Source organism: Caballeronia sp. LZ033 (assembly GCF_031451265.1).
Classification (GTDB): domain Bacteria; phylum Pseudomonadota; class Gammaproteobacteria; order Burkholderiales; family Burkholderiaceae; genus Caballeronia.
In genome coordinates this window covers 2,106,214-2,132,490 of the sequence record NZ_JARUXQ010000001.1, presented here as the reverse complement: position 1 = coordinate 2,132,490, position 26,277 = coordinate 2,106,214, and the positions used below count along the sequence as shown (strand labels likewise).

The 26,277-nt window shown below is 65.4% G+C and carries 26 protein-coding genes; 11 read left to right on the top strand and 15 right to left on the bottom strand.

Annotated elements, in window-relative coordinates; translation table 11 throughout:
• Nucleotides 1-49 precede the first annotated feature (49 nt).
• The 4 genes from QCE62_RS09945 to QCE62_RS09930 all read left to right on the top strand — a co-directional run bounded on the left by QCE62_RS09945 (nt 50) and on the right by QCE62_RS09930 (nt 4,439).
• Nucleotides 50-2,557 (top strand): ABC transporter permease, encoded by a 2,508-nt coding sequence (locus tag QCE62_RS09945; protein WP_409017849.1) that lies wholly within the window; start codon nt 50-52, stop codon nt 2,555-2,557.
• 21 nt (nt 2,558-2,578) lie between these two features.
• Nucleotides 2,579-3,010, top strand: a complete 432-nt coding sequence (locus QCE62_RS09940) for a group II truncated hemoglobin (protein WP_309917149.1) — start codon at nt 2,579-2,581, stop codon at nt 3,008-3,010.
• Between the two features lie 104 nt (nt 3,011-3,114).
• Complete coding sequence (locus QCE62_RS09935) at nt 3,115-3,846, top strand: alanyl-tRNA editing protein (protein ID WP_309917145.1); 732 nt, start codon at nt 3,115-3,117, stop codon at nt 3,844-3,846.
• A gap of 44 nt (nt 3,847-3,890) precedes the next feature.
• Entirely contained in the window at nt 3,891-4,439 is a 549-nt protein-coding gene (locus QCE62_RS09930) for a DUF924 family protein (RefSeq protein WP_309919768.1), read from the top strand.
• A gap of 10 nt (nt 4,440-4,449) precedes the next feature.
• On the opposite strand, the gene QCE62_RS09925 is transcribed toward QCE62_RS09930, so the two are convergent.
• The 10 genes from QCE62_RS09925 to QCE62_RS09880 all read right to left on the bottom strand — a co-directional run bounded on the left by QCE62_RS09925 (nt 4,450) and on the right by QCE62_RS09880 (nt 11,756).
• Nucleotides 4,450-5,196 carry an SDR family oxidoreductase gene (locus QCE62_RS09925; protein ID WP_309917143.1) on the bottom strand — a complete coding sequence of 249 codons (747 nt, stop codon included), beginning with the start codon at nt 5,194-5,196 and terminating at the stop codon, nt 4,450-4,452.
• Between the two features lie 28 nt (nt 5,197-5,224).
• Nucleotides 5,225-5,809 (bottom strand): TIGR00730 family Rossman fold protein, encoded by a 585-nt coding sequence (locus QCE62_RS09920; RefSeq protein ID WP_309808903.1) that lies wholly within the window; start codon nt 5,807-5,809, stop codon nt 5,225-5,227.
• Nucleotides 5,806-6,552 (bottom strand): TetR/AcrR family transcriptional regulator, encoded by a 747-nt coding sequence (locus QCE62_RS09915; RefSeq protein WP_309808901.1) that lies wholly within the window; start codon nt 6,550-6,552, stop codon nt 5,806-5,808. The genes QCE62_RS09920 and QCE62_RS09915 overlap by 4 nt, the downstream gene beginning before the upstream one ends.
• Before the next feature lie 139 nt (nt 6,553-6,691).
• Entirely contained in the window at nt 6,692-7,264 is a 573-nt protein-coding gene (locus QCE62_RS09910; RefSeq protein WP_309917141.1) for a diacylglycerol kinase, read from the bottom strand.
• Nucleotides 7,261-8,289 carry a glycosyltransferase family 1 protein gene (locus tag QCE62_RS09905; protein WP_309917137.1) on the bottom strand — a complete coding sequence of 343 codons (1,029 nt, stop codon included), beginning with the start codon at nt 8,287-8,289 and terminating at the stop codon, nt 7,261-7,263. The genes QCE62_RS09910 and QCE62_RS09905 overlap by 4 nt, the downstream gene beginning before the upstream one ends.
• Before the next feature lie 46 nt (nt 8,290-8,335).
• Nucleotides 8,336-9,346 (bottom strand): UDP-2,3-diacylglucosamine diphosphatase, encoded by a 1,011-nt coding sequence (locus QCE62_RS09900; RefSeq protein WP_309917133.1) that lies wholly within the window; start codon nt 9,344-9,346, stop codon nt 8,336-8,338.
• A 67-nt stretch (nt 9,347-9,413) separates the two neighbouring features.
• Nucleotides 9,414-9,935, bottom strand: a complete 522-nt coding sequence (locus tag QCE62_RS09895) for an RDD family protein (RefSeq protein WP_309917130.1) — start codon at nt 9,933-9,935, stop codon at nt 9,414-9,416.
• Between the two features lie 7 nt (nt 9,936-9,942).
• Complete coding sequence (locus QCE62_RS09890) at nt 9,943-10,701, bottom strand: DUF3106 domain-containing protein (protein ID WP_309917127.1); 759 nt, start codon at nt 10,699-10,701, stop codon at nt 9,943-9,945.
• A 42-nt stretch (nt 10,702-10,743) separates the two neighbouring features.
• The gene (locus tag QCE62_RS09885; protein ID WP_309917123.1) at nt 10,744-11,196 is read right to left on the bottom strand and encodes a DUF3619 family protein; all 453 of its coding nucleotides are present in this window, start codon (nt 11,194-11,196) and stop codon (nt 10,744-10,746) included.
• Complete coding sequence (locus QCE62_RS09880) at nt 11,193-11,756, bottom strand: RNA polymerase sigma factor (protein WP_309901837.1); 564 nt, start codon at nt 11,754-11,756, stop codon at nt 11,193-11,195. Before QCE62_RS09880 ends, QCE62_RS09885 begins: the two co-directional genes overlap by 4 nt.
• Before the next feature lie 437 nt (nt 11,757-12,193).
• Here QCE62_RS09880 and QCE62_RS09875 point away from each other — a divergent pair, with 437 nt between their 5' ends.
• The 5 genes from QCE62_RS09875 (at nt 12,194) to pssA (ending at nt 17,293) form a co-directional block, all read left to right on the top strand.
• Nucleotides 12,194-13,957 carry an acetolactate synthase 3 catalytic subunit gene (locus QCE62_RS09875; RefSeq protein ID WP_309917120.1) on the top strand — a complete coding sequence of 588 codons (1,764 nt, stop codon included), beginning with the start codon at nt 12,194-12,196 and terminating at the stop codon, nt 13,955-13,957.
• 110 nt (nt 13,958-14,067) lie between these two features.
• Nucleotides 14,068-14,559 carry an acetolactate synthase small subunit gene (gene ilvN / locus QCE62_RS09870; RefSeq protein WP_008341906.1) on the top strand — a complete coding sequence of 164 codons (492 nt, stop codon included), beginning with the start codon at nt 14,068-14,070 and terminating at the stop codon, nt 14,557-14,559.
• A gap of 87 nt (nt 14,560-14,646) precedes the next feature.
• The gene (gene ilvC, locus QCE62_RS09865; protein ID WP_309808880.1) at nt 14,647-15,663 is read left to right on the top strand and encodes a ketol-acid reductoisomerase; all 1,017 of its coding nucleotides are present in this window, start codon (nt 14,647-14,649) and stop codon (nt 15,661-15,663) included.
• 106 nt (nt 15,664-15,769) lie between these two features.
• Nucleotides 15,770-16,414: a phosphatidylserine decarboxylase gene (locus QCE62_RS09860; protein ID WP_309808878.1), complete on the top strand. Its 645-nt coding sequence runs from the start codon at nt 15,770-15,772 to the stop codon at nt 16,412-16,414.
• Nucleotides 16,415-16,426: 12 nt separating this feature from the next.
• On the top strand, nt 16,427-17,293 hold the full coding sequence (gene pssA / locus QCE62_RS09855) for a CDP-diacylglycerol--serine O-phosphatidyltransferase (protein WP_309808874.1): 867 nt from the start codon (nt 16,427-16,429) through the stop codon (nt 17,291-17,293).
• A 90-nt stretch (nt 17,294-17,383) separates the two neighbouring features.
• On the opposite strand, the gene QCE62_RS09850 is transcribed toward pssA, so the two are convergent.
• The 5 genes from QCE62_RS09850 to QCE62_RS09830 all read right to left on the bottom strand — a co-directional run bounded on the left by QCE62_RS09850 (nt 17,384) and on the right by QCE62_RS09830 (nt 24,032).
• Complete coding sequence (locus QCE62_RS09850) at nt 17,384-18,127, bottom strand: glycine zipper 2TM domain-containing protein (protein WP_309919767.1); 744 nt, start codon at nt 18,125-18,127, stop codon at nt 17,384-17,386.
• 281 nt (nt 18,128-18,408) lie between these two features.
• A complete protein-coding gene (gene lysS / locus QCE62_RS09845) occupies nt 18,409-19,935 on the bottom strand; it encodes a lysine--tRNA ligase (RefSeq protein ID WP_309917116.1) in 1,527 nt (508 codons plus the stop codon).
• 80 nt (nt 19,936-20,015) lie between these two features.
• Nucleotides 20,016-21,120 (bottom strand): peptide chain release factor 2 gene (gene prfB / locus QCE62_RS09840; protein WP_309917114.1). Its coding sequence is split into 2 segments (ribosomal slippage): nt 20,016-21,047 and nt 21,049-21,120, totalling 1,104 coding nucleotides; the frame shifts between segments, so codons are not numbered across the junction.
• An 84-nt stretch (nt 21,121-21,204) separates the two neighbouring features.
• Entirely contained in the window at nt 21,205-22,911 is a 1,707-nt protein-coding gene (recJ, locus tag QCE62_RS09835) for a single-stranded-DNA-specific exonuclease RecJ (protein ID WP_309917112.1), read from the bottom strand.
• Nucleotides 22,912-22,922: 11 nt separating this feature from the next.
• Entirely contained in the window at nt 22,923-24,032 is a 1,110-nt protein-coding gene (locus tag QCE62_RS09830) for a regulator (protein WP_309917110.1), read from the bottom strand.
• A 261-nt stretch (nt 24,033-24,293) separates the two neighbouring features.
• On the opposite strand from QCE62_RS09830, the gene QCE62_RS09825 reads away from it, so the two are divergent.
• Nucleotides 24,294-25,547, top strand: coding sequence for a lipoprotein-releasing ABC transporter permease subunit (locus QCE62_RS09825; RefSeq protein ID WP_309917108.1), 1,254 nt, complete (start codon nt 24,294-24,296; stop codon nt 25,545-25,547).
• A complete protein-coding gene (gene lolD / locus QCE62_RS09820; protein ID WP_309808859.1) occupies nt 25,540-26,253 on the top strand; it encodes a lipoprotein-releasing ABC transporter ATP-binding protein LolD in 714 nt (237 codons plus the stop codon). Before QCE62_RS09825 ends, lolD begins: the two co-directional genes overlap by 8 nt.
• Nucleotides 26,254-26,277 lie beyond the last annotated feature (24 nt).

Here is a 26,277-nt window from a genome sequence, read left to right as displayed (position 1 = left end):
CAAGGCCGGCGCGGCGCACGCTCCCGTGCGGCTCGGCCTCGTGCCGCTGATGCGCCAGGCATGGCGCATGACCGCACGCGACTGGCGCGCGGGCGAGCTGACCATGCTGCTGCTTGCGCTGGTGCTGGCGGTTGCCGCGCTGTCGAGCGTCGGCTTTCTCGCCGATCGCATGCGCCAGGGGCTGGCCCGCGACGGCCGCCAGATGATCGCCGCCGATTTCGTCGTGCGCGCCGATCATCCCGTCGATGCGAAATTTGCCAGTGAAGCGCAGTCGCTCGGACTGGAGACGGCGGGCACCACGATTTTCCCCAGCATGATCAGCTCGACAGCGGCGCAGCCTGCCTCGCGGCTCGCGGCGATCAAGGGCGTGACCGACGGCTATCCGTTGCGCGGGGCGCTGCGCATCGCGCCCGCCGTCGATGCGCCCGACGCCCCCGCGCACGGCATTCCCGCGCCGGGCACGGTCTGGGCCGATCCCGCGCTGCTCGATGCCCTCAAGACGAAGGTCGGCGGCACGCTCAAGGTCGGCACGCGCACCTTCACGGTGGCGGGCGTCATCACGCGTGAGCTGGATCGCGGCTTCTCGTTCGTGAACTTCTCGCCGCGCCTGATGATGCGTGCCGACGAAATCGCGGGCACCGGCCTGAACGGCTATGGCAGCCGGGTCACGTATCGCCTGCTGGTGGCGGGGCCGGACGACGAGGTCGAACGGTTCGCGAAATTCGCGCGCGACCAGGTGGACGGCGGCAAGCTGCGCGGCGTCGGCCTGGAATCGCTGTCGGACGGGCAGCCGCAGGTGCGCCAGACGATTGACCGCGCGAGCCACTTCCTCACGCTCGTGTCGCTGCTGACCGCGCTGCTCGCGGCGGTCGCCATCGCGATGGCCGCGCATCGTTTCGCGCGCCGCCATCTCGACGGCTGCGCCGCGATGCGCTGTCTCGGCGTCAGCCAGCGCACGCTGCGTTTGCTGTTCCTGAACGAATTCCTGGCGATCGGCGTGATCGGCAGCGTGACGGGCGTCGTGCTCGGTTTCGGCGGGCATCTCGTGCTGCTGAACTGGCTCGGCTCGCTCGTCGATGTCGAATTGCCGCAGGCCAGCGCATGGCCCGCGCTGCAAGGCATCGCGATGGGGCTCGTGCTGCTGCTCGGCTTCGCGCTGCCGCCACTGCTGCCGATCACGCGCGTGCCGCCGGTCCACGTGATCCGCCGCGAACTCGGCGATGCGCAGCGGGTCGCGCATGCGGCCTACGGCGTCGGCGTGCTGCTGTTTGCGGCGCTGCTGATCGTCGCGGCGGGCGAGTGGAAGCTCGGCGGCATCGTCGCGGGCGGCTTCGCGGCGGGCTTGCTCGTGTTCGGCGCGATCGCGCGCGCGGCGCTCTGGGCCGCGGCGCGCTTCGTGCGGCGCGAGCGCAGCCGGGCGGGCGTGGGCTGGCGCTACGCGCTGGCGTCGCTGGAACGGCGCAGCGGCTCGAGCGCACTGCAGATCACCGCGCTCGGCATCGGGCTGATGTGCCTGTTGCTGATCGGCATGACGCGCAACGATCTCATCAAGGGCTGGCGCGACGCCACACCGCCCGACGCGCCCAACCAGTTCCTCATCGATATCCAGCCGGACCAGCGCGCCGGCGTGCTCGACTACCTGCACACGCACGGCCAGCGGGCCGCCGTGCTGTCGCCGATGGTGCGCGCGCGGCTCGTGTCGATCAACGGCAAGCCGGTGAATCCCGACAACTACGACAAGGCCGATGCGAAGCGCCTGGTCGATCGCGAATTCAACCTGTCCTATACCACCCAGCTGCCCGACGACAACCGCGTGACGCAGGGCACGTGGTTCGGCACGGATGCGAAGCCGCAGGTGTCGATCGAAGAGGGCATCGCGAAGACGATTCGCGTGAAAGAGGGCGACATGCTGCGTTTCGACGTCGCCGGGCTGCCGGTGGAAGCGCCGGTGACGAGCTTGCGCAAGGTCGACTGGAATTCGTTCAAGGTCAACTTCTTCGTGCTGATGCCGCCCGAAGCGCTCGCGGATCTGCCCGCCACCTTCATCACGAGCTTTCATCTGCCCGAGAGCGGACAGCGGATGATCGACGGGCTGGTCGCGCGCTATCCGAACGTCACGGCCATCGATGTCGCGCCGATCCTCGCGCAGATTCATCGCACGCTCGCGCAGGTGATCGGCGCTGTGCAGTTCCTGTTCATCTTCACGCTCGCGGCGGGTGTGCTCGTGCTGTATGCCGCGCTCGCCGGCACGCGCGACGAACGCGTGCGCGAGTCGGCGCTGCTGCGCGCGCTCGGTGCGTCGCACGGCCAAGTGCGCGCGGTGCAGATTGCGGAGTTCGTCGCCGTGGGCGCGTTGTCGGGCCTGATGGCGGCGCTCGGCGCGCAGGGCATCGGCTATGTGCTGGCCGCGCGCGTGTTCGAATTTCACATCGATTTCAATCCGTGGCTCGTGCCGGCGGGCGTGGTCGCGGGCGTCGCCTGCGCGGGCCTGAGCGGCTGGCTGAGCCTGCGGCGGGTGCTCGCGCGTCCCGCGTTGCAGTCGCTGCGCGATGCCTAGCGTTTCACCGGTTCCCAAGCAATGACCGAAGTCAATTCCTCCTCTTCACCTTCTCCCGAAGACGAAGTCCAGCAGCCGACCGCGTTCGAGCTGATCGGCGGCGAAGAGCGCCTGCGTGCGCTCGTCGACCGCTTCTATGACCTGATGGACCTCGAACCCGAGTTCGCGGGCATCCGCGCGCTGCATCCGCCGACGCTCGACAATTCGCGCAACAAGACCTTCTGGTTCCTGTGCGGCTGGATGGGCGGACCGGATCACTACATCAGCCGTTTCGGCCATCCGCGACTGCGGGCGCGGCATCTGCCGTTTGCCATCGCGTCGAGCGAGCGCGATCAATGGCTGCGCTGCATGGCCTGGGCGATGGAAGACATCGGCCTCGACGAAGGCTTGCGCGAGCGGCTGCTCACGTCGTTCTTCGACACGGCCGACTGGATGCGCAACCGTCCCGGTTGAATCGCTGGCTTTTGTATCGGTTCGATTGCGCCGGGTGTGCTGCATCATGTCCGCTCGCAGGCGCTCAGGCGTCTCATCCCCGAATACAGCAAGGAAGCACGATCATGGGCACACGCGCGCTATTCCGCGAGGACGCATATCTGACGCACTGCGAGGCGAGGATCACCGCCATCGACGGGCAGGGCATCCAGCTCGATCAAACTGTGTTCTATCCGCTCGGCGGCGGTCAGGCGGGCGATGCGGGCACGCTGACACTTGCGGACGGCACGACGATCGTCGTCGCCGATACCCGCAAGGCGAAGTTCGAAGGCGCCACGCCCGATGACGCCGTCCACGTCCCGGCGCCCGATCAGGAAGCGGCGCTCGCCGGCCTGAAGGTCGGCGACACGGTGACGGCGGAAATCGACTGGGCGCAGCGCTACCGGCGCATGCGCCTGCATACGGCGAGTCATCTGATCTGCGCGGTACTGCCGTATCCGGTGGACGGCTGCAGCATCACGACCGACTACGCGCGCCTCGATCTCGCGACCGTCGAGCCGATCGAGCGGGAAGCGGTCGAAGCGAAGCTGAATGCGTTGATCGGCGGCGCGCATGATGTGCGCACCGAATGGATCACCGACGACGAAATGTCCGCGCGCCCCGAGCTCGTGCGCACGATGAGCGTGAAGCCGCCGATGGGCCTCGGCCGCGTGCGGCTGCTGCGCATCGACGAGGTGGACTTGCAGCCGTGCGGCGGCACGCATGTGCGCAACACGAACGAGATCGGCGCATTGCGTATCGCGAGGCTGGAGAAGAAGAGCGCGCGCACGCGGCGACTCGTGCTGGACCTCGCCTGAACGTGGCGGACGAAATCGATCCGCGCGCGCAGTCGGTGCTCGACATGTGGTTCGGCGCGCCGGGTTCGGCCGAGTTCGGCACCGATCGCAAGCTGTGGTGGAAAAAAAAGCGCGCGTTCGACGCGCAACTCACCGAGCGCTTCGGCGCACTGCTGGCGAGTGCGCATGAAGAAGGCCTGCGTGAATGGGAGCGCGCGCCGCTTTCGATGCTCGCGCTGATCGTGCTGCTCGACCAGTTCTCGCGCAACTGCTTTCGCAACACGCCGCGCGCGTTCGCCGGCGATGCCCGCGCGCTGTCACTGGCGCGGACTTTGGTGGCAAACGGCGACGACATGCGGCTGCCGAGCGCCTGGCACCGCGCGTTCGCCTACATGCCTTTCGAGCACGACGAATCGATGCCGAGCCAGCACGAAGCGCTGCGCCTCTTCAAGCAGCTGATGGACGAGACCGGCATCTCGTCCTTTCATGAAGCGGCGCAACGGCATGCGGACGTGATCGCGCGCTTCGGGCGCTTTCCGCATCGCAACCGCATTCTCGGACGCGCGACGCTGCCCGAGGAAGAAGCCTGGCTCGCCGCGCACGGCGGCTTCTGAACGCCGCGGCTTAGCGGCCGCCGGTGACATCGAGAATCGCGCCGGTCACGTACGACGACTCGTCCGACAGCAGCCAGACAATCGATTCACCCACTTCCTCCGCCGTGCCCGCGCGTCCGATCGGCGTCTGCACGCCCAGCACGTGCGCACGATCCGGCTTGCCGCCGCTCGCGTGGATCTCGGTGTCGATGAGACCGGGGCGGATCGCGTTCACGCGCACGCCTTCGCGGCCAAGTTCCTTCGCGAGCCCGAGCGTCAGGGTATCGATGGCGCCTTTGGAGCCCGCGTAATCGACATACTCGTTCGGTCCGCCGAGCCTTGCCGCCGCCGACGACACATTCACCAGCGAGCCGCCCCGGCCGCCGCGCGAGGTGGACAGGCGCCGCGCCGCTTCGCGCGCGCACAGGTACGCGCCGAGCACGTTGATGTCGAAGATGCGCTTCATGCGCGCCACGTCCATGTCGGCGAGCGCGGAGCCGGGCGCGACGATGCCCGCGTTGTTCACCACGCCGTCGAGCGGGCCGAAGGCTTGCTCGGTGGCGTCGAACATGGCGATGACGGAGGCTTCGTCGCTGACATCGCCCGCAATCGCGAGCGCCTTGCCGCCCGCCGCGATGACCGCCGCGACGGTCTCTTCGGCAGCAGCGGCGTTGGACGCATAGTTCACGCCGACGGACCAGCCGCGCCGGCCGGCGAGCACCGCCGCCGCGCGGCCGATGCCGCGGCTGCCGCCGGTAATCAGGATGACTTTGGACATCGGACGGCTTCCCCTTGAGTTGGAACGTTCAGACGGCGTCGCGCTTCTGGGCCCACTTGTCGTGCACGGGCGGCGTGTAGGCCGCGAGCTTCGCGATCATTTCGTCCGGCCCGGCCGCGACCTGGATGATGTCGAGATAGGGCGCGCGCATGAAGCCTTCCTCGACGGTATGACGCAGCATCGCCATCAGCGGATCGTAGTAGCCGTTCACGTCGAGCAGGCCGACCGGCTTCTGGTGATAACCGAGTTGCGCCCACGTATAGACCTCGAAGAACTCCTCGAAGGTGCCGACGCCACCGGGCATCGCGACGAACGCGTCCGAGAGATCCGCCATCATCTTCTTGCGCTCGTGCATGTCGGGCACGACGTGCAGTTCCGTCAGGTCGGTGTGGCCCACTTCCTTCGCGAGCAGCAGTTCGGGAATCACGCCGACCGCACGGCCGCCGGCGGCGAGCACTTCATCCGCGATCAGGCCCATCAGGCCGACGCGTCCGCCGCCATAGACGAGCGCGAGATCGTTCTTCACGAGTGCCCGGCCGAAGGCCTTGGCTGCTTCGGCATAGACGGGGCGGGCGCCGCTCGCGGAGCCGCAATAGACACATACTGCTTTCATTGCCTGGAATCCTTGGTTTCGTTCTTCGCCGCAGGGAGCGGCGCGGGTGTTTCGTCGCGCGGCGCGCGGAAGTCGGCGAACTCGCGCTTCGGCAGCTTGCCCGAAACGAGGTCGTCGAACAGCTGGCGCGAGCGGCCGCGCAGATACGGCGCCATGATCGAGATGATGTGCTGGCTCGCCTGATGCAGCTCCGCGCGGATCGCTTCCTGGTCGTTGTACTTGCGCGGGTTCATCACGTACTGGTACGACAGCCAGTAGGTGGCGATGACGCCCATGTTGGTCGCGATCACCTGGATTTCCTCGGGCGTCGCGACCATTTCCTGATCGGCGACCAGCGCTTCGCACAGACGGCTCGCGAAGCGCACCTTGTGCGTGATGATCTGCTTGAAGTGCGTTTCGAGCGTGCGGTTGCGCGCCAGCAGGTCGTTGAGATCGCGATACAGGAAACGGTACGTCCAGAGGAAGTCCGCCATGTATTGCAGATACGACCACATCTCGTCGATGGTCGGACGATGGTCGTCCGGAAAGCGCAGCCGCTTTTGAATCTGCTGCTCGAACTGCGCGAAGATGCTGTTGATGATGTCGTCTTTGTTGCGGAAATGGTAGTACAGGTTGCCCGGACTGATTTCCATCTCCTCGGCGATCGTCGTCGTGGTGACGTTCGGCTCGCCGATATCGTTGAACAGTTTCAGCGACAGCTCGAGTATCCGTTCGCGCGTGCGGCGGGGTGGTTTGGCTTCCATGTCGTCCGACCTTGGCAGCGGGCCTGCGGCTCGGAATGAGCATTCGCGCGCGGCTTCCGTTGCTGTTACTGAGAATGTCGGACGATTATAAACCGGCCGTTCGGCCACACCGGACGTACGCCGCGCGGCAGTCCCTCCGTTACACGATACGCGCGAACCACGCGGATGCAAGCGGCCAGAGAATCAGTCCCCACGTGATCAGGCAAGTGCCGAGCGCGACCATCACGGCCGCGCTGCCGAGATCCTTCGCGCGCTTCGAGAGTTCGTGACGTTCGAGCGAGATGCGGTCGATGGCCGCCTCGACGCTCGAATTGAGCAGCTCGACGATCAGCACGAGCAGCACCGAAGCGATCAGCGCCGCGCGTTCCACCGGCGCGACCGGCACGAACAGGCTGCACGGCAGCAGGATCGCGGCGAGCGTCAGTTCCTGGCGAAACGCGCTTTCCTCGCGAATCGCGACCTGGAAACCGTACAGCGAGTTCTTCATCGCGTGCCACGCGCGCGTCACGCCGCGATTGCCCTTGTACGGATTGAAGGGCAGGTCGTCGGGGCTCAGGGGTTCGCGGGTCGGTGGACTTGCGCCATTTGCGCCGTTCGCGCCGTTGAGCGGGTTCGACGTGTCGTCCCGGTCGTCGTCGATTTCGTCGTCGAACGGATCGCGTACGGACGCGTTCGCTTCGGCGTGTTCCCGCGGCGCCGCGCGTCGCGTCATGCGGCCGCCTGCTCGGAGGTCGCGCGCGGTCCGAAATGACGCAGATGCGAGGCGAACTGTTCCGACGCCGCGCGCCACGAGAAGCGCTCGGCCCATGCGCGTGCATCGCTGCGCTCGATCTTCAGCGCCTGCAAGCAGGCTTCGCGCAGGTCGTCGTTCAGCGCGCCCGGACCTTCGGTGCCGAGCACGTCGATCGGACCCGTCACCGGATAGGCCGCGACCGGCGTGCCGCAGGCCATCGCTTCGAGCAGCACGAGGCCGAAGGTGTCAGTGCGGCTCGGGAACACGAAGACGTCGGCGGCGGCGTAGACCTTCGCCAGTTCCGGCTGCGACAGCACGCCGAGGTAGTTCACGTTGGTGTATTTCGACTTCAGCTCCGCGAGCGCCGGACCTTCGCCCGCCACCCACTTCGAACCGGGCAGGTCGAGCTTGAGGAACGCCTCGACGTTCTTCTCCACCGCCACGCGTCCTACATACAGGAAGATCGGCCGCGCGGTGTTGAGGACCTTCGAGTCCATCGGCTGGAAGATCTCGAGATCGACGCCGCGCGTCCACAGCACGACGTTCGTGAAGCCGTAGCGTTCGAGGTCGCTGCGCACCACCGGCGTGGGCGCCATGACCGCCTGCGACGGCTTGTGGAACCAGTGCAGGAAGCGATACGTCAGCGCCAGCGGAATGCCGAAGCGCGCCTTCACGTATTCGGGGAATCGCGTGTGATAGGCCGTCGTGAAAGGCAGCTTGTGACGCTTCGCATAAGCGCGTGCGGCGAGACCGAGCGGGCCTTCCGTTGCGATGTGCAGCGCATCCGGCTCGAACGCGTCGATGCGCTCCGCGACGCGGCGGCCCGGCATCAGCGAGAGGCGGATTTCAGGGTACGTGGGGCAGGGAATCGTCCGGAATTCGAGCGGCGTGAGCAACTCCACGCGATGTCCGAGCGCGGTGAGTTCCTTCGTCGTCTGCGTGAGCGTGCGCACGACGCCGTTGACCTGCGGCTGCCATGCGTCGGTAACGATCATGATTTTCATCGGTTCGGCCCTGAGTTGGTGTCGCTTGAAGGTTTCGGCGCGGAGTTCAGACCGTCGCGCGCGCCCGCGTGGCGCGCTGCGAAGGCGAGCGCATGACGGTCCAGTAGACGATCTTCAGTTCACCGTCGTAAGTCTCGACGAGCGCCGACAGGCTCTCGACCCAGTCGCCGTCGTTGCAGTAGAGAACGCCGTCGATGTCGCGGATCTCGGCCTTGTGGATGTGTCCGCAGACGACGCCGTCGCAGCCGCGGCGACGCGCTTCGTCGGTCATCACCTTCTCGAACTGGGAGATGAAGTTGACGGCGTTCTTCACCTGGTGCTTCAGGTATTGCGACAGCGACCAGTAATTGAAGCCGAACTTCGTGCGCACGCGATTGAACCAGCGGTTCAGCAGCAGGATCATCGTGTAGGCGGTGTCGCCGAGATAGGCGAGCCACTTTGCATGCTGGATTACGCCGTCGAAGAGATCGCCGTGCACGATCCACAGGCGCTTGCCGGCGAGCGTCGTGTGGAACGCTTCGCCGCGCACGTGGATGTCGCCGAACGCGAGGTCGCAGAACTGGCGCGCGGCTTCGTCGTGATTGCCGGGAATGTAGATGACCTGGGTGCCCTTGCGCGCCTTGCGCAGGATCTTCTGCACGACATCGTTGTGCGCCTGCGGCCAGAACCAGCCCTTGCGCAACTGCCAGCCGTCGATGATGTCGCCGACCAGGTACAGGTACTCGGACTCGTGATGGCGCAGGAAGTCGAGCAGATAAGGCGCCTGGCAGCCGCCGGAGCCGAGATGGATGTCCGACAGCCAGATGGTGCGATAGCGCTGGGGCGCGTCGGTGGAGTCGTCGCTATCGTCCTCGTGGCGGGACGATGCGAGACGCGGATCGACATGGCCCGACGACGCGCCGGCCGAGGCGGAGGGCGGTGAGTCGGTGGATTCGGAACGCAGGGTGGGTCCGGCGCGAAACTCGCCGTTGCCGAAGCGAAGAGGGAACGACGTCAGTTCAACAGGCGGCTCGATTGCCGGGCGGACAGACGAGTGGTAGGCCATTGGCTCGCGCATCGGGTTTCGGTATGCGCATTGCGCCATGCGGCCATTACCGAGCCGTGACAGTCACGAGAAGTTCTTATTACTTGACAACAGCCTGGGCTGTGACGATGCGCGTGCCGGCGAGCCGGTCATGCAGGAACTGCCGCGCCGGATCGAGGCGCACGGCGGCGGCCCACAGGACGATCCACGCGGCGAAGACCGCGAGCGTCTGGGGCACGGCGAGGGAGAAGAGCGGATGCAGCGCGAGCGGCGGCAGGAACCAGAGCCAAGCGAGCACGTAGCGCGCGAAGGCACGGCCGGGCCGAAGGGGCTGACCGCGCGTATCGACGAGCTTGAGGCGCCAGGTTTTCATCGGCAGGGTCTGGCCGCCGTGAGTCCAGAAGTACACGAAATACGCGGCGAGCACGATGCCGATCCACGCCATCAGCCAGTTGTGATGCGTGAGGCCGTTGCGTTGCTGCGTGAGCGTGCTGAACAGATAACCGGCGATGAACACCACGCCGAACAGGATGACGCTCTCGTAGAGCATCGTGGCGAGCCGCCGGCGCAGCGTGGGCGCGCGCAGCGGGTCGGCGGCGGGGCTTACGGGCGGGGCGCTCACGAGCCGCTCACGAGCCGTTGTACATCGAAGGCGCCTGTTGCGGCGACACGGGAATGGGCGTGGCCGGCGCGATGCTCGCGGCATTCGGAATGGCCGGCTGGGCGAGTGCGCCAGACGCGGCCGCCGCGGTGCCTGACGCCGCCGGACCGCCTTCCGGATGAGCGCCGGCGTGACCCTGTTCGCGCGCGGTGACGATCCGGTTGATGTCCTTCACTTCGGTCTTGCCGGTGGGCGGCGCGGAAACGACATTGCCGCGGCGCGTGCGCTCGCTCGCCGCCAGCTTCTTCTTCTGCTCCTCGGACAACTTCTGGTAGGCGTCCCAGGCCTTCTCGCGCTTTTCCAGCGGCACCGATTTCGACACCTGGTAGTTTTCGCGTGCGACCTTGCGCTGGTCGGGCGTGAGGCGCACCCATTCTTCCATGCGCTGATGCAGATGCTTCTGCGCCTCCGGCGACATGCGATGAAACCGCGAGGCGATCTTGAGCCACTTCTGCTTGCGTTCGTCGGAGAAGGAGTCCCACTGCGTGGCGAACGGCGCGAGCGCGACGCGTTGCGCGTCGGTGAGATGATTCCAGGAAAGCGGGCTGGTGGAGGCGGGCGCCGCGGCGCTGCCGTCCGGCGACGTGGCCGAACCGCCTACCGGCGTGGCGGCGGCCGAGGGCGCGGCGGGAGTAGCGGAGTAGAAGCGCGGATAGGTTGCGGCGAACGCGACCAGTCCCGCAATCGCGCAACCAAAGACAATCGCGAGACCGCGCTTGTAACTCACCCGAAAATTCCCCCGCTTGGTTCAGTGCTGCTGGTTCAGTGCTTAGTGATTGCGCGTCAGGTATGCGTTGAAGCCGTGGTCCAGATAGGCGTCGATGGGCAGGCTGTCGCTCATCATGGCGGCGTCGATCTCGGCCAGTTCCGCGCGCCGCTGCTGGTCTTCCCAGTACGCGATGCCGGCCATGCCGATGATCAGGGCCGCCAGCGGCCACGCAAGACCCAGGCCGCCCAGCCGCGCGAACAGGCCGCGCGTGCGGCGTTCCTCGCCGGAGCCGCCGCTGGTCAGCGTGGCGCCCGCGCCGGCCAAGGCCGGCGTGAACGCGGGTGCGCTGATGGCCACGGCCACTTTCTCGGGCTTCTTGCGGGCGATCGCCGCGCGGCGGGCGTCCCGCAGCCGGTCGACGGTGGCAGTGGGAAGACCGGCGGTGTTTTCATCGAGTGCGCGGGCGATCTTCAGCGCAAACTCGTTTTCCTTCGTTTCAAGTGCGGAACTCATAGCGTGATCCCTTTGGCTTTCAGGGCTTGAGCGAGAGCGTGCGTAGCGCGGGAGCAATGTGTCTTCACGCTGCCCTCGGAGCAACCCATCGCGGCGGCCGTCTCGGCGACATCCATGTCCTCCCAGTAACGCATGAGAAAAGCTTCTCGTTGACGCGCGGGCAGTTTCTGGATCTCGGCGTCGATCAGATTGAGGACCTGCTCGCGCTCCAGCTGGTTCTCGCTGCTTTCGCTGCCGACCGCGCCGTCTCCGGATTCGAAGGTTTCGAGCGGGTCGAATTCGTCGTCGTCGGCGTTGCCGAAGGACGAAAACAGGCTGATCCAGGTGTTGCGCACCTTCTGGCGACGAAAATGATCGTGCGTCGCATTCTGGAGAATACGCTGGAATAAAAGCGGAAGCTCGGAGGGTGGCCGGTCGCCGTACTTTTCGGCCAGCTTGATCATCGCCTCCTGGACGACGTCCAGCGCCGCGTCGTCATCGCGAACGGTGTACACGGTCTGCTTGAACGCGCGTCTTTCGACGCCCGCCAGGAAGTCGGCGAGTTCCTTGTCTGAGGCCATCCGTTGGGACCCGGGGCAACGAATCTGCGTCTGCAGTTGCGTCCGGGTTGCGTCGGTGAGGGATCGTGGAGTTCTGGGAAAACCTGCGAATGCTAGCAAATTTTCGTGGAATCCGGAGCTTTGGGGATGTTTTGTTGCGGTTCCTGACGCTCGACCGGTGGTTTGCGCGTGCGGCCGGAACAATCGTGTGCGATGACCGCTGCATGCAGCGGCTTGAAAGATTTTCGCAAGCGCGCGGCCGAAGCGGAAACTTTTTACTTGACCCGCCCGTTGCGCCGCTGTTACATTTTCTGACTCGCATCATCCAGTGAAATGTCTGCTTTGAGGCGAGCCCAAGAAGCACGCCTGTCAAACCTAGACGCGCCGCTTGAACCCGAGCCACAAGCCCGGTAGAGAGCACCCGATCAATTTTTTGCCGAAAATTCGAAAGGTGATGAATGAACATGCCCAGCGCGGAATTCTCCACGTCGGATACGACCCCCTCCACAGAAGCTGACTCCATCGGCGGCACCGTGCTCATGCGCGCCCTGGCCGATGAAAACGTCGAATTCATCTGGGGCTATCCCGGCGGCTCGGTACTCTACATCTACGACGAGCTGTACAAGCAGGACCAGATCCAGCACATCCTCGTGCGCCACGAGCAGGCCGCCGTCCATGCCGCCGACGCGTATTCGCGTTCCACCGGCAAAGTCGGCGTGTGCCTCGTGACCTCCGGCCCGGGCGTCACCAATGCCGTCACCGGCATCGCCACGGCCTACATGGATTCCATTCCGCTCGTCGTCATCAGCGGCCAGGTGCCCACCGCGGCCATCGGCCTCGACGCTTTCCAGGAATGCGACACCGTCGGCATCACGCGTCCGTGCGTGAAGCACAACTTCCTCGTGAAGGACGTGCGCGACCTGGCCGAAACCGTCAAGAAAGCGTTCTACATCGCCCGTACCGGCCGTCCCGGCCCGGTGCTGATCGACATTCCGAAGGACGTGTCGAAGGCGCCGTGCAAGTACGAGCCGGTCAAGAGCGTCTCGCTGCGTTCGTACAATCCGGTCACCAAGGGCCATTCGGGCCAGATTCGCAAGGCAGTGCAATTGCTGCTGTCGGCGAAGCGCCCGTACATCTACACCGGCGGCGGCATCATCCTGGCCGACGCGTCGCGCGAACTGAACCAGTTCGCCGACCTGCTCGGCTATCCCGTCACCAACACGCTGATGGGCCTCGGCGGCTATCGTGCGTCGGACAAGAAGTTCCTCGGCATGCTCGGCATGCACGGCACGTACGAAGCCAACATGGCGATGCAGAACTGCGACGTGCTGATCGCCATCGGCGCGCGTTTCGACGACCGCGTGATCGGCGACCCGAAGCATTTCGCGTCTTCGCCGCGCAAGATCATCCATATCGACGTCGATCCGTCATCCATTTCCAAGCGCGTGAAGGTGGACATTCCCATCGTCGGCGACGTGAAGGAAGTGCTGAAGGATCTCATCGAGCAGCTGCAGCACGCCGAGCACGGCCCGGACACGGCGGCGCTCAAGACGTGGTGGGACGAGATTGAAGGCTGGCGCGCGAAGGACTGCCTCGCCTACGACCGCAAGAGCGACATCATCAAGCCGCAGTACGTGGTCGAGAAGCTCTGGGAACTCACCGACGGCAATGCCTTCGTGTGCTCGGACGTCGGCCAGCATCAGATGTGGGCCGCGCAGTTCTACCCGTTCAACAAGCCGCGCCGCTGGATCAACTCGGGCGGCTTGGGCACCATGGGCTTCGGCCTGCCGGCGGCGATGGGCGTGAAGATGGCCTATCCGGACGACGAAGTGGTCTGCATCACCGGCGAAGGCTCCATCCAGATGTGCATCCAGGAGCTCTCGACGTGCAAGCAGTACAACACGCCCGTCAAGATCATCTCGCTGAACAACCGCTATCTCGGCATGGTGCGCCAGTGGCAGCAGATCGAATACAAGAAGCGCTACTCCAGTTCGTACATGGACGCGCTGCCTGACTTCGTGAAGCTGGCCGAAGCGTTCGGCCACGTCGGCATCCGTGTCGAAAAGACGGCGGACGTCGAGCCGGCGCTGAAGGAAGCGCTGCGTCTCAAGGATCGCACCGTATTTCTCGACTTCCAGACCGATCCCACCGAAAACGTATTTCCGATGGTGCAAGCCGGCAAAGGCATCACGGAAATGCTGCTCGGGTCTGAGGATCTTTAACGCGGGTTTGCCTCGCGAGGCTCGTGCGCGCCTGTCTTCACGAAGGACATGCGCCGCGCGCGGGTTTTTCGGGCAGGCGCCATTCTGGAAACACATCGGGAAACACGAACATGAAACACATCATCTCCGTTTTGCTGGAAAACGAACCGGGCGCGTTATCGCGCGTCGTGGGACTGTTTTCGGCACGCGGCTATAACATCGAAACGCTGACGGTGGCGCCGACCGAAGACAGCTCGCTGTCGCGGCTGACCATCGTCTCGATTGGCTCGGACGACGTGATCGAACAAATCACGAAGCACCTGAACCGCCTGATCGAGGTGGTGAAAGTGGTCGACCTGACAGAGGGCGCCCACATCGAGCGCGAGCTGATGCTCATCAAGGTCAGGGCGGTCGGCAAGGAACGCGAAGAGATGAAGCGCATGGCGGACATTTTCCGCGGCCGCATCATCGACGTGACCGAAAAGACCTACACGATGGAACTGACCGGCGCGTCCGACAAGCTCGACGCGTTCATCCAGGCGCTCGACGCCACGGCGATCCTCGAAACGGTTCGCACGGGCAGCTCCGGCATCGGCCGGGGCGAGCGCATCCTCAAGGTGTAACGGCGGGTATAACGGCGCGGCTCATCTCTTCAGCAGCACACGTAGCGCAACCTATTTCAACGCATCATCAGGACTCAAGGAACCACCATGAAAGTTTTCTACGACAAGGACGCCGACCTCTCCCTCATCAAGGGCAAGCAAGTCACCATCATCGGTTATGGCTCGCAAGGCCATGCACACGCGCTGAACCTGAAGGAAAGCGGCGTGAACGTGACGGTCGGCCTGCGCAAGGGCGGCGCATCGTGGAGCAAGGCCGAGAACGCCGGCCTCAAGGTGAAGGAAGTGGGCGAAGCCGTGAAGGGCGCGGACGTCGTCATGATGCTCCTGCCCGACGAGCAGATCGCCGAGGTGTACAAGAACGAAGTGCACGCCAACGCCAAGGAAGGCGCGGCGCTGGCCTTCGCGCACGGCTTCAACGTGCATTACGGCCAGGTGATCCCGCGCGCGGACCTCGACGTCATCATGATCGCGCCGAAGGCCCCGGGCCACACCGTGCGCGGCACGTACCAGCAAGGCGGCGGCGTGCCGCACCTGATCGCCGTGGCGCAGGACAAGTCGGGTTCGGCACGCGATGTCGCGCTGTCGTACGCGGCGGCCAACGGCGGCGGCCGTGCCGGCATCATCGAAACGAACTTCCGTGAAGAAACCGAAACCGACCTGTTCGGCGAGCAGGCGGTGCTGTGCGGCGGTACGGTCGACCTGATCAAGGCCGGTTTCGAAACGCTGGTGGAAGCGGGCTACGCGCCGGAAATGGCGTACTTCGAGTGCCTGCACGAGCTGAAGCTGATCGTCGACCTGATCTACGAAGGCGGCATCGCGAACATGAACTACTCGATCTCGAACAACGCCGAATATGGCGAGTACGTGACGGGTCCGCGCATCATCACCGAAGACACGAAGAAGGTGATGAAGGAAGTCCTGAAGGACATCCAGACCGGCGAGTACGCGAAGAGCTTTATCATCGAGAACCGCGCCGGCGCGCCGACGCTGCAATCGCGCCGCCGCATCACGGCCGAGCACCAGATCGAACAGGTTGGCGCCAAGCTGCGCGCGATGATGCCGTGGATCGCCAAGAACAAGCTGGTCGACCAGTCGAAGAACTAAGGTCTTTCGCCAGTCACGCTTCTTGCTGCCTCAAAAGCCGTCCGGACGCCCTTGGCGCCGGGCGGCTTTTGTTATCCTACGGTTTTCAAAAATACAGAACCCGTTCATGAACTATCCTCATCCGATCATCGCCCGCGAAGGCTGGCCGTTCATCGCCATTGCGGCTGTCGTCGCCATCCTCGTGCAGGCGATGGGCGGCTTGGGCTTCGCCTGGATCTTCTGGCTGATCGTGATTTTCGTCGTCCAGTTCTTCCGCGATCCGGCGCGTCCCATTCCCTCGCAGGCCAACGCCGTGCTGTGTCCGGCCGACGGCCGCATCGTCGCCGTGGAAACCACGCATGATCCGTATGCTGGCCGCGAGGCGCTCAAGATCAGTGTGTTCATGAACGTGTTCAACGTGCATTCGCAACGCTCGCCGGTGGACGGCGCAATCACCAAGGTGCAGTACTTCCCGGGCGCATATCTGAACGCGGCCGTCGACAAGGCTTCCACCGAGAACGAGCGCAATGCCGTCGTGCTGCAGACGGCTGCCGGTCATACGGTGACGTCGGTGCAGATCGCCGGTCTGATCGCGCGACGCATCCTGTGCTACGTGCATGTCGGCGAACCGCTCACGCGCGGTCAGCGCTACGGTTTCATCCGCTTCGGCTCGCGGGTCGATGTCTATCTGCCGGTGGGAAGCCGTCCGCGCGTGTCGATCGGCGAGAAGGTTTCGGCCTCGTCGACGATCCTCGCCGAGTTCGCGGAATAACGCGGAGGTTCCATGGCGGCATTCAAACCGCGCCGTAACCGCGTGAACGGCGCTTCGCCGCGCGCGTTCCGCCGCAACAAGGCCGTGCAGGACGTGGGCGTCGTCGAGACGCGCCGCGCCAAGCGGCAGCAGTTCCTCAAGAAGCGCGGCATTTATCTGCTGCCGAACGCGTTCACCACGGCCGCGCTGTTCTGCGGCTTCTTCGCCGTCGTGCAGGCGATGAACGTGCGCTTCGAGATTGCGGCCATCGCCATTTTCGTCGCGATGGTGCTCGACGGCATGGACGGCCGCGTCGCCCGCATGACGCACACGCAGAGTGCGTTCGGCGAGCAGTTCGACAGTCTTTCCGATATGGTGTCGTTCGGCGTCGCGCCGGCGCTCGTGATGTACGAGTGGGTGCTGAAGGATCTCGGCCGCTGGGGCTGGCTTGCGGCATTCGTGTATTGCTCGGGCGCGGCGCTGCGGCTCGCGCGCTTCAATACGAATGTCGGCGTGGTCGACAAGCGCTACTTCCAGGGTTTGCCTTCGCCGGCGGCGGCGGCGCTGATCGCCGGCTTCGTGTGGCTCGCCACCGATAACCGCGTGCCGCTCAAACTCGTGTGGCTGCCGTGGGTGGCGTTCGCGCTCACCATCTATGCAGGCGTCACGATGGTGTCGAATGCGCCGTTCTACAGCGGCAAGGCGCTCGACGTGCGCTATCGCGTGCCGTTTGCAGGCGTGCTGCTGGTGGTGGTGGCGTTCGTGCTGGTGTCGTCGGATCCGCCGGTGATGCTGTTCTGCCTGTTCGTGCTGTATGGCTTTTCGGGCTATATCTGGTGGGGCTATCTCGCGATGCGCGGGCGGCAGAATCCGGCGCGCAGTTCGCAGCGGGATCATTAGAACCTTCTGCGTCTTCATGCGAAAAGGCGGCAACCGTGAGGTGTGCCGCCTTTTTGCATTTCCGGTGCTGGCTCGGTCAATTCACTGCGGTCAACCTGCGACCAGCGTGCCGTTCTCGACTCGCACGCGCTGACCCTGGCCAAACGGCGGCGCGTTCTTATAGGTGAAATAGCGCGTGTGGCCGTTCTCCATGCGCACGCGGACCGAATAATCGGTTTCGCTGCGAACGTGCTTCTCGACCGAGTTGCCGGCCAGACCGCCGCCGAGCGCGCCGAGCAGGGTCATCGCAGTGCGGCCGCCGCCGCGCCCGAACTGGTTGCCGACGACACCGCCCGCCACCGCGCCGCCGACCGCGCCAATCCCCGTGCCATGGCCTTCGCGCTTGACGGCGGAGATGGCTTCGACGGTGCCACACGTCGAGCAATAGGCCGGGTGTTGCGGCGGTTGCTGTGCGTAGGACGGTTGAGCTGGCTGCGGTTGTTGCTGGGCGGCTTGTTGAGCGGCTCGCTGCTGCGCTGCTTGTTGTGCGGCTTGTTGCTGCGCGGCCTGTTGCTCGGCAGCCTGTTGCTGCGCCGCGGCCGATTGCTGCGTCGGGCTAGGCGCTGCCGAGTCGACCACAGGCTGCTGAGCGACCGCAGCCGATTGCGTCTGCGGATTCTGCGCCGAGTTGCTGGTTGCCTTCGGGAAGAGTCCGGTCATGGCCGCCGTGGCCACGAGGCTGGCGACGATCACCGCGCCCGCCGCTGTCGCGATGAGCGGATGCAGACGCCGCTGCGGCGGCTGCGCGCCGCTCGAAGCGGGCGAGGTGCTGAATTTATTGGTCCCGTTATCCATCTTTTGAACCTCCTCTCGAGGCAATGTGTTGCGGCAGGGCCGACTGTCACGGTCATTGTCGGGCAAACCCGGATTCTTCGCTTTTTCGGGTTGTAACAATTTCGCGGAATCGCACGGCAGAAGGAAAAGCACAACGGATGCCAGCCTGAAAGGCCTCCAGGAAAGGGACGGCTTTGGAGGACGGCTTGAAACTTTTACCCGCAGTAACAGAAAAAGCGTTCAGACGAAAAAAAAGCGCGCCCGGACGGGGCGCGCTTCGAGGCCGCAAAAAGCAAGAAGAATCAGTCTTCGCGACGCAGATGCGGGAACAGGATGACGTCACGAATGCTGGGGCTGTCGGTGAGCAGCATGACCAGACGATCGATGCCGATCCCGCAGCCGCCTGTCGGCGGCATGCCGTATTCGAGCGCGCGGATGTAGTCGGCGTCGAAATACATGGCTTCCTCGTCGCCGGCGTCCTTCTGGTCGACCTGCTTCTGGAAGCGCGCGGCCTGGTCTTCCGGATCGTTCAGCTCCGAGAAGCCATTGGCGATTTCACGGCCCGTGATGAACAGCTCGAAACGCTCGGTGATGCCCGCAACCGAATCCGACGCGCGCGCGAGCGGCGACACTTCGATCGGGTAATCGACGATATAGGTCGGCTCCCACAACTGCGATTCCGCCGTCTCTTCGAACAGCGCCAGTTGCAGCGAACCGACTCCGGCATTCAAAAAGGCCGGCTGCGAAGTATCGACGCCGAACTTCTTCAGTTCCGTGCGCAGGAATGCGCCGTCCGTCAGTTGCGCGTCGGTGTACTGCGGCGCGTACTTCTGGATGGCCTGATTGATCGTCAGCCGATGGAACGGCTTCGCCAGATCCAGTTCGCGCCCTTGATACGTGATGGTCGCGGTGCCGAGCGCATCGATGGCTGCCTGGCGGATCAGCTGTTCGGTAAAGTCCATCAGCCAGCGGTAATCCGTGAAGGCCGCGTAAAACTCCATCATCGTGAATTCCGGGTTGTGACGCGGCGACACGCCTTCGTTCCGGAAGTTACGGTTGATCTCGAACACGCGCTCGAAGCCGCCGACGATCAGCCGCTTCAGATACAGCTCCGGCGCGATGCGCAGGAACATTTGCATGTCGAGCGCATTGTGATGCGTGACGAAGGGCTTGGCCGCCGCGCCGCCCGGAATCGGGTGCAGCATCGGCGTTTCGACTTCCATGAAGTTGGCCTGCGCCATGAAGTTGCGGATCGACGTGACGGCCTTGGTGCGCGCCATGAAGGTCTGGCGCGATTCCGGCGTGACGATCAGATCCACATAACGCTGGCGATAGCGCGTTTCCTGGTCGGCGAGGCCATGGAACTTGTCCGGCAGCGGACGCAGCGCTTTCGACAGCAAGCGCAACTCCGTGCAGCGCACCGACAATTCGCCCTTGTTGGTACGGAACAGCACGCCCTGCGCGGCGATGATGTCGCCCAGGTCCCACTTCTTGAAGGCGTCGTAGGTTTCGGCGCCGACATCGGCGGGCGTGATGAAGAACTGGATCTGGCCGCTGCCGTCCTGAACCGTGGCGAAGCTCGCCTTGCCCATCACGCGCTTGAGCATCATCCGTCCGGCCAGCGCGACGGGCAGGGGATTCGCCTCGAGCGCGTCCTTGTCGGTGTCGGCATAGCCGGCTTGCAGCGCGGCGGCCTGGTGCGTCGGACGGAAGTCGTTCGGATAGGCGACGCCCTGCTCGCGTAGCGCGCGCAGTTTCTCGCGCCGCTCGGCCATGATCTGGTTTTCTTCCAGTTCGGGAGCGGCGCCCGGTTGAGTCGGTTCGGTCATGATGGTGTGGCTTGAATATGAGGCAAAGGCGCAGCGAAACGAACGCGGCGCGGCCGCAAAGCCGCGCCGCTTGGGGCAGGTCAGACGCCCTGTTTCAGGCTCGCGCTGATGAAGTCGTCGAGGTCGCCGTCGAGCACGGCGCGCGTGTTGCTCATTTCGACGCTCGTGCGCAGGTCCTTCACGCGGCTCTGGTCGAGCACGTAGGAGCGGATCTGATGGCCCCAGCCCACGTCGGTCTTGCTCGATTCGAGCTTGTCCTGTTCGGCCTGGCGCTTGCGCATCTCGAATTCATAGAGACGCGCCTTCAGCATCTGCATGGCTTCCGCGCGGTTGCGGTGCTGCGAGCGGTCGTTCTGGCACTGCACGACGATGCCGGTCGGCGCATGCGTGAGACGCACGGCGGAGTCGGTCTTGTTGATGTGCTGGCCGCCCGCGCCCGACGCGCGATACGTGTCCGTGCGGATGTCGGCGGGATTGATCTCGATCTCGATGGAATCGTCGATTTCCGGATACACGAACACCGACGAGAACGACGTATGCCGTCCGCCCGACGAATCGAACGGCGACTTGCGCACCAGCCGGTGAATGCCGGTTTCCGTGCGCAGATAGCCGTAGGCGTACTCGCCCTCGACCTTGATGGTCGCGCTCTTGATGCCGGCGACGTCGCCTTCGGATTCTTCCAGCACTTCGGTCTTGAAGCCCTTGCGCTCGCAGTAGCGCAGGTACTGGCGCAGCAGCATGGACGCCCAGTCGCAGGCCTCGGTGCCGCCGGCGCCGGCCTGGATGTCGATGAAGCAGTTGTTCGGGTCGGCCGGGTTGGAGAACATCCGGCGGAATTCCATGTCCTCGACGCGCACCCGCAGGGCGTCGGCATCGGCTTCGGACGCGACCAGCGTGTCCTCGTCCTCTTCCTCGCGCGCCATCTCGAAGAGTTCGTTGGCGTCGCTCAGATCGCTGTCGAGCGCGGTGAGCGTCGAGACGACGCCGTCGAGCAGCTTCTTTTCACGACCGAGCGCCTGGGCGTTCTTCGAGTCGTTCCAGACGTTCGGATCTTCGAGTTCCTTGTTGACTTCGGCTAGACGCGCGGACTTGGCGTCGTAGTCAAAGATACCCCCGTAGCTCGCCCGCGCGACGGCGCAGGTCGGCCAGAAGGCTTTCGATCGCGTTGAGACGTTCCGCTTCCATTGTCGATCTTCGGCTTTGTAAAAAGAGCAAATTATAGCCGATCGACCGCGTTTTCCCGTGCGGGACCGGCCGTGGAGGCCGTTTTCAGCCCGCGTGCTCGACAATCAATTGCACCCGCGCGACGCCATTCCACGAATCGCTGACGAGCCGGTACGCGACGGTCGCGCGCGGCGGCAGCGGATCGACGTGGTTGAACCAGATCGCGTTGAAACGCTGGCGGCCGCGCAGCAGCGAGAGCTTCAGGTGCTTGTCCTTCACGAGCGCCTGCGAGGCGACTTCGAATTCGCCGGAGAAAGTGGGCGCCGGAAAGCCCTGGCCCCACACGGCGGCGTCGAGCATTTCGACGAACTGCGGCGTGAAGTAAGCGTCCTCCAGTTCGCCGTCGGTTTCGACGGTGCGCGCGAGCGCGTCCGCGGTCAGCCATTCACGGCCGACTGCTTCGAACGCGGCGGTGAAGCGCGGGATGTCGGCGGTGGCGAGCGTGAGGCCCGCGGCCATCGCGTGGCCGCCGAACTTGTGGATCAGGCCAGGCTCGCGCTTGCTGATGAGATCCACGGCATCGCGCAGATGAAACCCCGGGATCGAACGGCCGGAGCCCTTGCAGAGCACGCCGCTGTCGTCGGCGTGGGCGAACGTGAACGACGGCCGGTGAAAGCGTTCCTTCAGCCGCCCCGCGACGATCCCGATCACGCCCTGATGCCAGCTCGCGTCGTAGAGCGTGAGCGTCGCGCGCTCGCCGCAATCGAGGGTCTGCAGTTCGGCCAGCGCCTGCTGCTGCATGCCGGCTTCGATTTCCCGGCGTTCGCGGTTCATGCCGTCGAGTTGCTGCGCGAGTTCCCAGGCGCGGCCGATGTCGTCGGTGGTCAGGCATTCGATGCCGAGCGACATGTCCGACAACCGGCCCGCCGCATTCAGGCGCGGCCCGAGCGCGAAGCCGAGATCGAAGCCCGAGGCGGTGCGCGCGTCGCGGGCGGCGGCGCGGAACAGCGCCGCGATGCCCGGCTGCATGCGCCCCGAGCGGATCCGCTTGAGGCCTTGCGCGACCAGGATGCGATTGTTGCAGTCGAGCTTCACGACATCGGCGACGGTGCCGAGCGCGACCAGATCGAGCAGGCCGTCGAGGCGCGGTTCGGGCACATCCTGATTCTGATACGTACCGCGGCGGCGCAGTTCGGCGCGCAACGCAAGCAGCACGTAGAACATCACGCCGACGCCCGCCAGGCACTTGCTCGGAAACACGCAGCCCGGCTGGTTCGGATTGACGATCGCGCGCGCGGCGGGAAGTTCGTCGCCGGGCAGGTGATGATCGGTCACGAGCACGTCGATGCCGAGCGCGTTCGCGGCCGCGACGCCGTCCACGCTGGCAATGCCGTTGTCGACCGTGATCAGCAGTTCGGGCAGGCCGGACGCCGAGCGCGCCGCCAGGTCGACGATTTCCGGCGTCAGCCCGTAGCCATACTCGAAGCGGTTCGGCACCAGATAGTCGACGTTCGCGCCGAACATGCGCAGGCCGCGCACGGCCACGGCGCAGGCGGTGGCGCCGTCGCAGTCGTAGTCGGCGACGACCAGCATGCGCTTGCCCGCTTCGAGCGCGTCGGCGAGCACGACGGCCGCGTCGTCGCAACCCTTGAGGCCGGCGGGCGGATGCAGGCGCTTGAACTCGGTTTCCACTTCGTCGGGCGTGCGCACGCCGCGCGCCGCGTACAGCCGGGCGATGACGGGATGCAGCCCGTGGCGCGCGAGCGCTTCGGCATCGGCGGGGGAGGCGGCACGGGTAACGATTCGCGTCATTCGGAAAAGCCTTATTCGATGAGCAGCGCCGCGACCGGCCGGCGCCGCCAGAATTTGCGCAGGTCGCCGCGCGTGACGCCGAGCGTGACCGAACCCGTGTCGCCGCACAGCGTCAGTTCGAAGCGGCCGAGCGAGCCGTCGGTGAGCGCCTGCAGCGCCGGCGCGAACCACGTCTCTTCGAGCGTCCTGAGTGCGGCATTCCAGCGCGCCCAGTCCTGTTCGATGAAGGGCGCCGAGAACGGATCGAGTTCGACGAGCGTCGTGCCGGACTTGCCGGACGTATCCGCCGGCAGCGCCGCGAACGACTCCGGCGGCCGCGACGGCTCGATGCCCGCCGCCAGCGCCAGTCCGCGCGTGGCCGCGGCCTCCGACAGCACGCGCGCGAACGGGCTCGTCACCGGACGCAGCGCGCCTTGCGCGTGCAGCCAGATCGAGTTGATGGCAGGCAGGCCGCGCGACTCGCGTTCGAGATTCAGCGGCTGTTCGAACCATGCCATCTGCACTTCGTTCTGCAGCTTCATCCAGGCGCGCGAACGCTCGCCGGTGCGGGCTTCGTGCGGCAGCCAGATTTCGATGTTGCGGCCCGTCGCGCGCAGCGGCGCCGCGCCGGCGAGCGTGCCCAGCGCCGCGCCCGACACGTACCAGCGCAAGGGCGTCGGCGCCTGCAACGTCAGGCCCTGATCCTCGATCAGCGGGCGCGCGAGTTCGAGCAGCACGCGGGCTTCCTCGGTATGCACGCCGAGCGTATCCGGATCGATCAGCACCAGATGATCGTGGGCGATCCGCACATGCACCGGTTCGATGCAGGCCCACGAGGCATCGCCGGGCGTGCCGCCGTCGGCGAGCAGCATGAAGGGGGCGAGCGGGGCATCGTCGGCATGGCGCTGGTCGGCGGGCGTGACCGCGCCGAAGCGTCGCGCAACCCAGCGTTCGTGCGGCAGCGTGCGCTGAAAGTCTTCGCCGATCACGCGTTCTTCGAGCGTGGCGCGGGCCAGCAGTTTGTCGAGCGCCGCGCCCTCCAGGCCATGCAGGGCGGTGGCGGCATCGGCGGCCGAGGGCAGCGCGAAGGGCAGCAGGAGATGAAGTGCAGGGAGTGCGTGAGCGGGCATGATGCCCGGCATTGTAGGGCAAAGCGCTTTTGCCGATGCCGCGCGCGGCGTGATTTCGACTCGCCCGCAGGACTCGCCCGCAACGCAGGTTCGTGCGTGGCTTTCTTCATATATGGCAAACTTTCGCAAATTTCACGCGCGGGGGCGGCGGCATCGGGGTCTTGCAGGCCGGAGACGCGCTGGCCGTCATGCATTCACCACGGCCGCCCGGGCGTATTCACACGGTGTCATCGGGGCGCCGCAACGCTTGACCAGCAGCAAAAAAGGACTCGCTTGAAACTTCCGTACGAATGGCAGATCGGCTGGCGCTACACGCGCGCCAGCAAACGCACCACAGGCAACGGCTTCATCTCGTTCATCGCGCTCGTTTCGATGGCGGGCATCGCGCTCGGCGTCGCCGCGCTGATCGTCGTGCTCTCCGTGATGAACGGCTTCCAGAAGGAAGTGCGCGACCGCATGCTGTCCGTGCTCGCGCACGTCGAGATCTTCTCGCCGACCGGTTCCATGCCCAACTGGCAACTCACCGCGCAGGAAGCGCGCCGCAATCCGGAAGTGATCGGCGCGGCGCCTTATGTCGAAGCGCAGGCGCTGCTCACGCGCCAGGGCGCGGTCAGCGGCGTCGCGCTGCGCGGCGTGGAGCCTTCGCTGGAGCCGGAAGTCTCGGACATCGGCAAGGAGATGCGCGCGGGCAAGCTGACGGATCTCGTGCCGGGCGGCTTCGGCATCGTGCTGGGCAAGGATCTCGCGATGAACCTGGGCGTGATGACCGGCGACAAGATCACGCTGGTCGCACCCGAAGGCACCATCACGCCCGCCGGGATGATGCCGCGCCTCAAGCAGTTCACGGTGGTGGGCATCTTCGAGTCCGGCCACTACGAGTACGACTCCACGCTGGCGCTGATCGAGATCAAGGACGCGGAAGCGCTGTTCCGCCTGCCAGCGCCCACCGGCGTGCGGCTGCGTCTGAAGGACATGCAGCGCGCGCCGCAGGTGGCGCGCGAGCTGGCGAAGACGCTGTCCGGCGATCTCTACATTCGCGACTGGACGCAGCAGAACAAGACCTGGTTCTCGGCCGTGCAGATCGAGAAGCGCATGATGTTCATCATCCTTACGCTGATCATCGCGGTGGCGGCGTTCAACCTGGTGTCGTCGCTGGTGATGACCGTCACCGACAAGCAGGCCGACATCGCCATCCTGCGCACGCTCGGCGCGCAGCCGGGCTCGATCATGAAGATCTTCGTCGTGCAGGGTGTGACGATTGGCTTCATCGGCACGGCGCTCGGCGTGACCTTCGGCTGCCTGATCGCGTGGAGCATTCCGTGGCTGGTGCCCATGATCGAGCATCTGTTCAACGTGCAGTTCCTGCCGTCCTCGGTGTATTTCATCAGCGAGCTGCCGTCCGAGCTCGTGCCCGGCGATGTCGCGAAGATCGGCGTCATCGCGTTCCTGTTGTCGTCGCTCGCGACGCTCTATCCGAGCTGGCGCGGCGCGAAGATTCGTCCGGCGGAGGCGCTGCGCTATGAGTGATCTGATTCCCGCCGACAATGTGGTGCTGAACGCCTCGGCCATTTCGAAGGCCTTCGTGCAGGGCGGCTTCAACGTGCCCGTGCTCAACAACGCCCAGTTGCAGGTGATGAAGGGCGAGAAGCTGGCGATCGTCGGTGCGTCCGGTTCGGGCAAGAGCACGCTGCTGCACGTGCTCGGCGGCCTCGACGAACCGAGCGCCGGCAAGGTGTCGCTGCTCGGCAAGCCGTTCACCGAGCTGAAGGAGAAGGAGCGCAACGAGCTGCGCAATCGCGCGCTCGGCTTCGTCTATCAGTTTCATCATCTGTTGCCGGAATTCACCGCGCTCGACAACGTCGCGATGCCGCTGCGCATCCGCCGCATGACCGAGGAAGCGTCGCGCAAGCAGGCGCAGGAGATGCTGGAACGGGTGGGCGTGGGGCATCGGGCGAAGCATCGGCCGGGCGAGCTGTCGGGCGGCGAGCGGCAGCGCGTGGCGATTGCCCGCGCGCTCGTCACGCGGCCCGCCTGCGTGCTCGCCGACGAGCCCACCGGCAACCTCGACAGCGGCACCGCGGACACCGTGTTCAACCTGATGCTGGAGTTGTCGCAGACGCTGGAGACGAGCTTCGTGATCGTCACGCACGACACGGATCTGGCCGCGCGCTGCGACCGCATCATGCGCCTGCGCGACGGCGTGCTGCACGAAGAGCCGGTGGTGCCGGTCTGATCCTGGGTCTGCGCGGAGGGCGTC

What these genes read in the sequence shown, in the direction of transcription:
- QCE62_RS09945 (WP_409017849.1), top strand. Translation starts at nt 50, where the DNA reads ATGCGCCAGGCATGGCGCATGACCGCACGCGACTGGCGCGCGGGCGAG.
- QCE62_RS09940 (WP_309917149.1), top strand. Translation starts at nt 2,579, where the DNA reads ATGACCGAAGTCAATTCCTCCTCTTCACCTTCTCCCGAAGACGAAGTC.
- QCE62_RS09935 (WP_309917145.1), top strand. Translation starts at nt 3,115, where the DNA reads ATGGGCACACGCGCGCTATTCCGCGAGGACGCATATCTGACGCACTGC.
- QCE62_RS09930 (WP_309919768.1), top strand. Translation starts at nt 3,891, where the DNA reads ATGTGGTTCGGCGCGCCGGGTTCGGCCGAGTTCGGCACCGATCGCAAG.
- QCE62_RS09925 (WP_309917143.1), bottom strand. Translation starts at nt 5,196, where the DNA reads ATGTCCAAAGTCATCCTGATTACCGGCGGCAGCCGCGGCATCGGCCGC.
- QCE62_RS09920 (WP_309808903.1), bottom strand. Translation starts at nt 5,809, where the DNA reads ATGAAAGCAGTATGTGTCTATTGCGGCTCCGCGAGCGGCGCCCGCCCC.
- QCE62_RS09915 (WP_309808901.1), bottom strand. Translation starts at nt 6,552, where the DNA reads ATGGAAGCCAAACCACCCCGCCGCACGCGCGAACGGATACTCGAGCTG.
- QCE62_RS09910 (WP_309917141.1), bottom strand. Translation starts at nt 7,264, where the DNA reads ATGACGCGACGCGCGGCGCCGCGGGAACACGCCGAAGCGAACGCGTCC.
- QCE62_RS09905 (WP_309917137.1), bottom strand. Translation starts at nt 8,289, where the DNA reads ATGAAAATCATGATCGTTACCGACGCATGGCAGCCGCAGGTCAACGGC.
- QCE62_RS09900 (WP_309917133.1), bottom strand. Translation starts at nt 9,346, where the DNA reads ATGCGCGAGCCAATGGCCTACCACTCGTCTGTCCGCCCGGCAATCGAG.
- QCE62_RS09885 (WP_309917123.1), bottom strand. Translation starts at nt 11,196, where the DNA reads ATGAGTTCCGCACTTGAAACGAAGGAAAACGAGTTTGCGCTGAAGATC.
- QCE62_RS09880 (WP_309901837.1), bottom strand. Translation starts at nt 11,756, where the DNA reads ATGGCCTCAGACAAGGAACTCGCCGACTTCCTGGCGGGCGTCGAAAGA.
- QCE62_RS09875 (WP_309917120.1), top strand. Translation starts at nt 12,194, where the DNA reads ATGAACATGCCCAGCGCGGAATTCTCCACGTCGGATACGACCCCCTCC.
- ilvN (WP_008341906.1), top strand. Translation starts at nt 14,068, where the DNA reads ATGAAACACATCATCTCCGTTTTGCTGGAAAACGAACCGGGCGCGTTA.
- ilvC (WP_309808880.1), top strand. Translation starts at nt 14,647, where the DNA reads ATGAAAGTTTTCTACGACAAGGACGCCGACCTCTCCCTCATCAAGGGC.
- QCE62_RS09860 (WP_309808878.1), top strand. Translation starts at nt 15,770, where the DNA reads ATGAACTATCCTCATCCGATCATCGCCCGCGAAGGCTGGCCGTTCATC.
- pssA (WP_309808874.1), top strand. Translation starts at nt 16,427, where the DNA reads ATGGCGGCATTCAAACCGCGCCGTAACCGCGTGAACGGCGCTTCGCCG.
- QCE62_RS09850 (WP_309919767.1), bottom strand. Translation starts at nt 18,127, where the DNA reads ATGGATAACGGGACCAATAAATTCAGCACCTCGCCCGCTTCGAGCGGC.
- lysS (WP_309917116.1), bottom strand. Translation starts at nt 19,935, where the DNA reads ATGACCGAACCGACTCAACCGGGCGCCGCTCCCGAACTGGAAGAAAAC.
- recJ (WP_309917112.1), bottom strand. Translation starts at nt 22,911, where the DNA reads ATGACGCGAATCGTTACCCGTGCCGCCTCCCCCGCCGATGCCGAAGCG.
- QCE62_RS09830 (WP_309917110.1), bottom strand. Translation starts at nt 24,032, where the DNA reads ATGCCGGGCATCATGCCCGCTCACGCACTCCCTGCACTTCATCTCCTG.
- lolD (WP_309808859.1), top strand. Translation starts at nt 25,540, where the DNA reads ATGAGTGATCTGATTCCCGCCGACAATGTGGTGCTGAACGCCTCGGCC.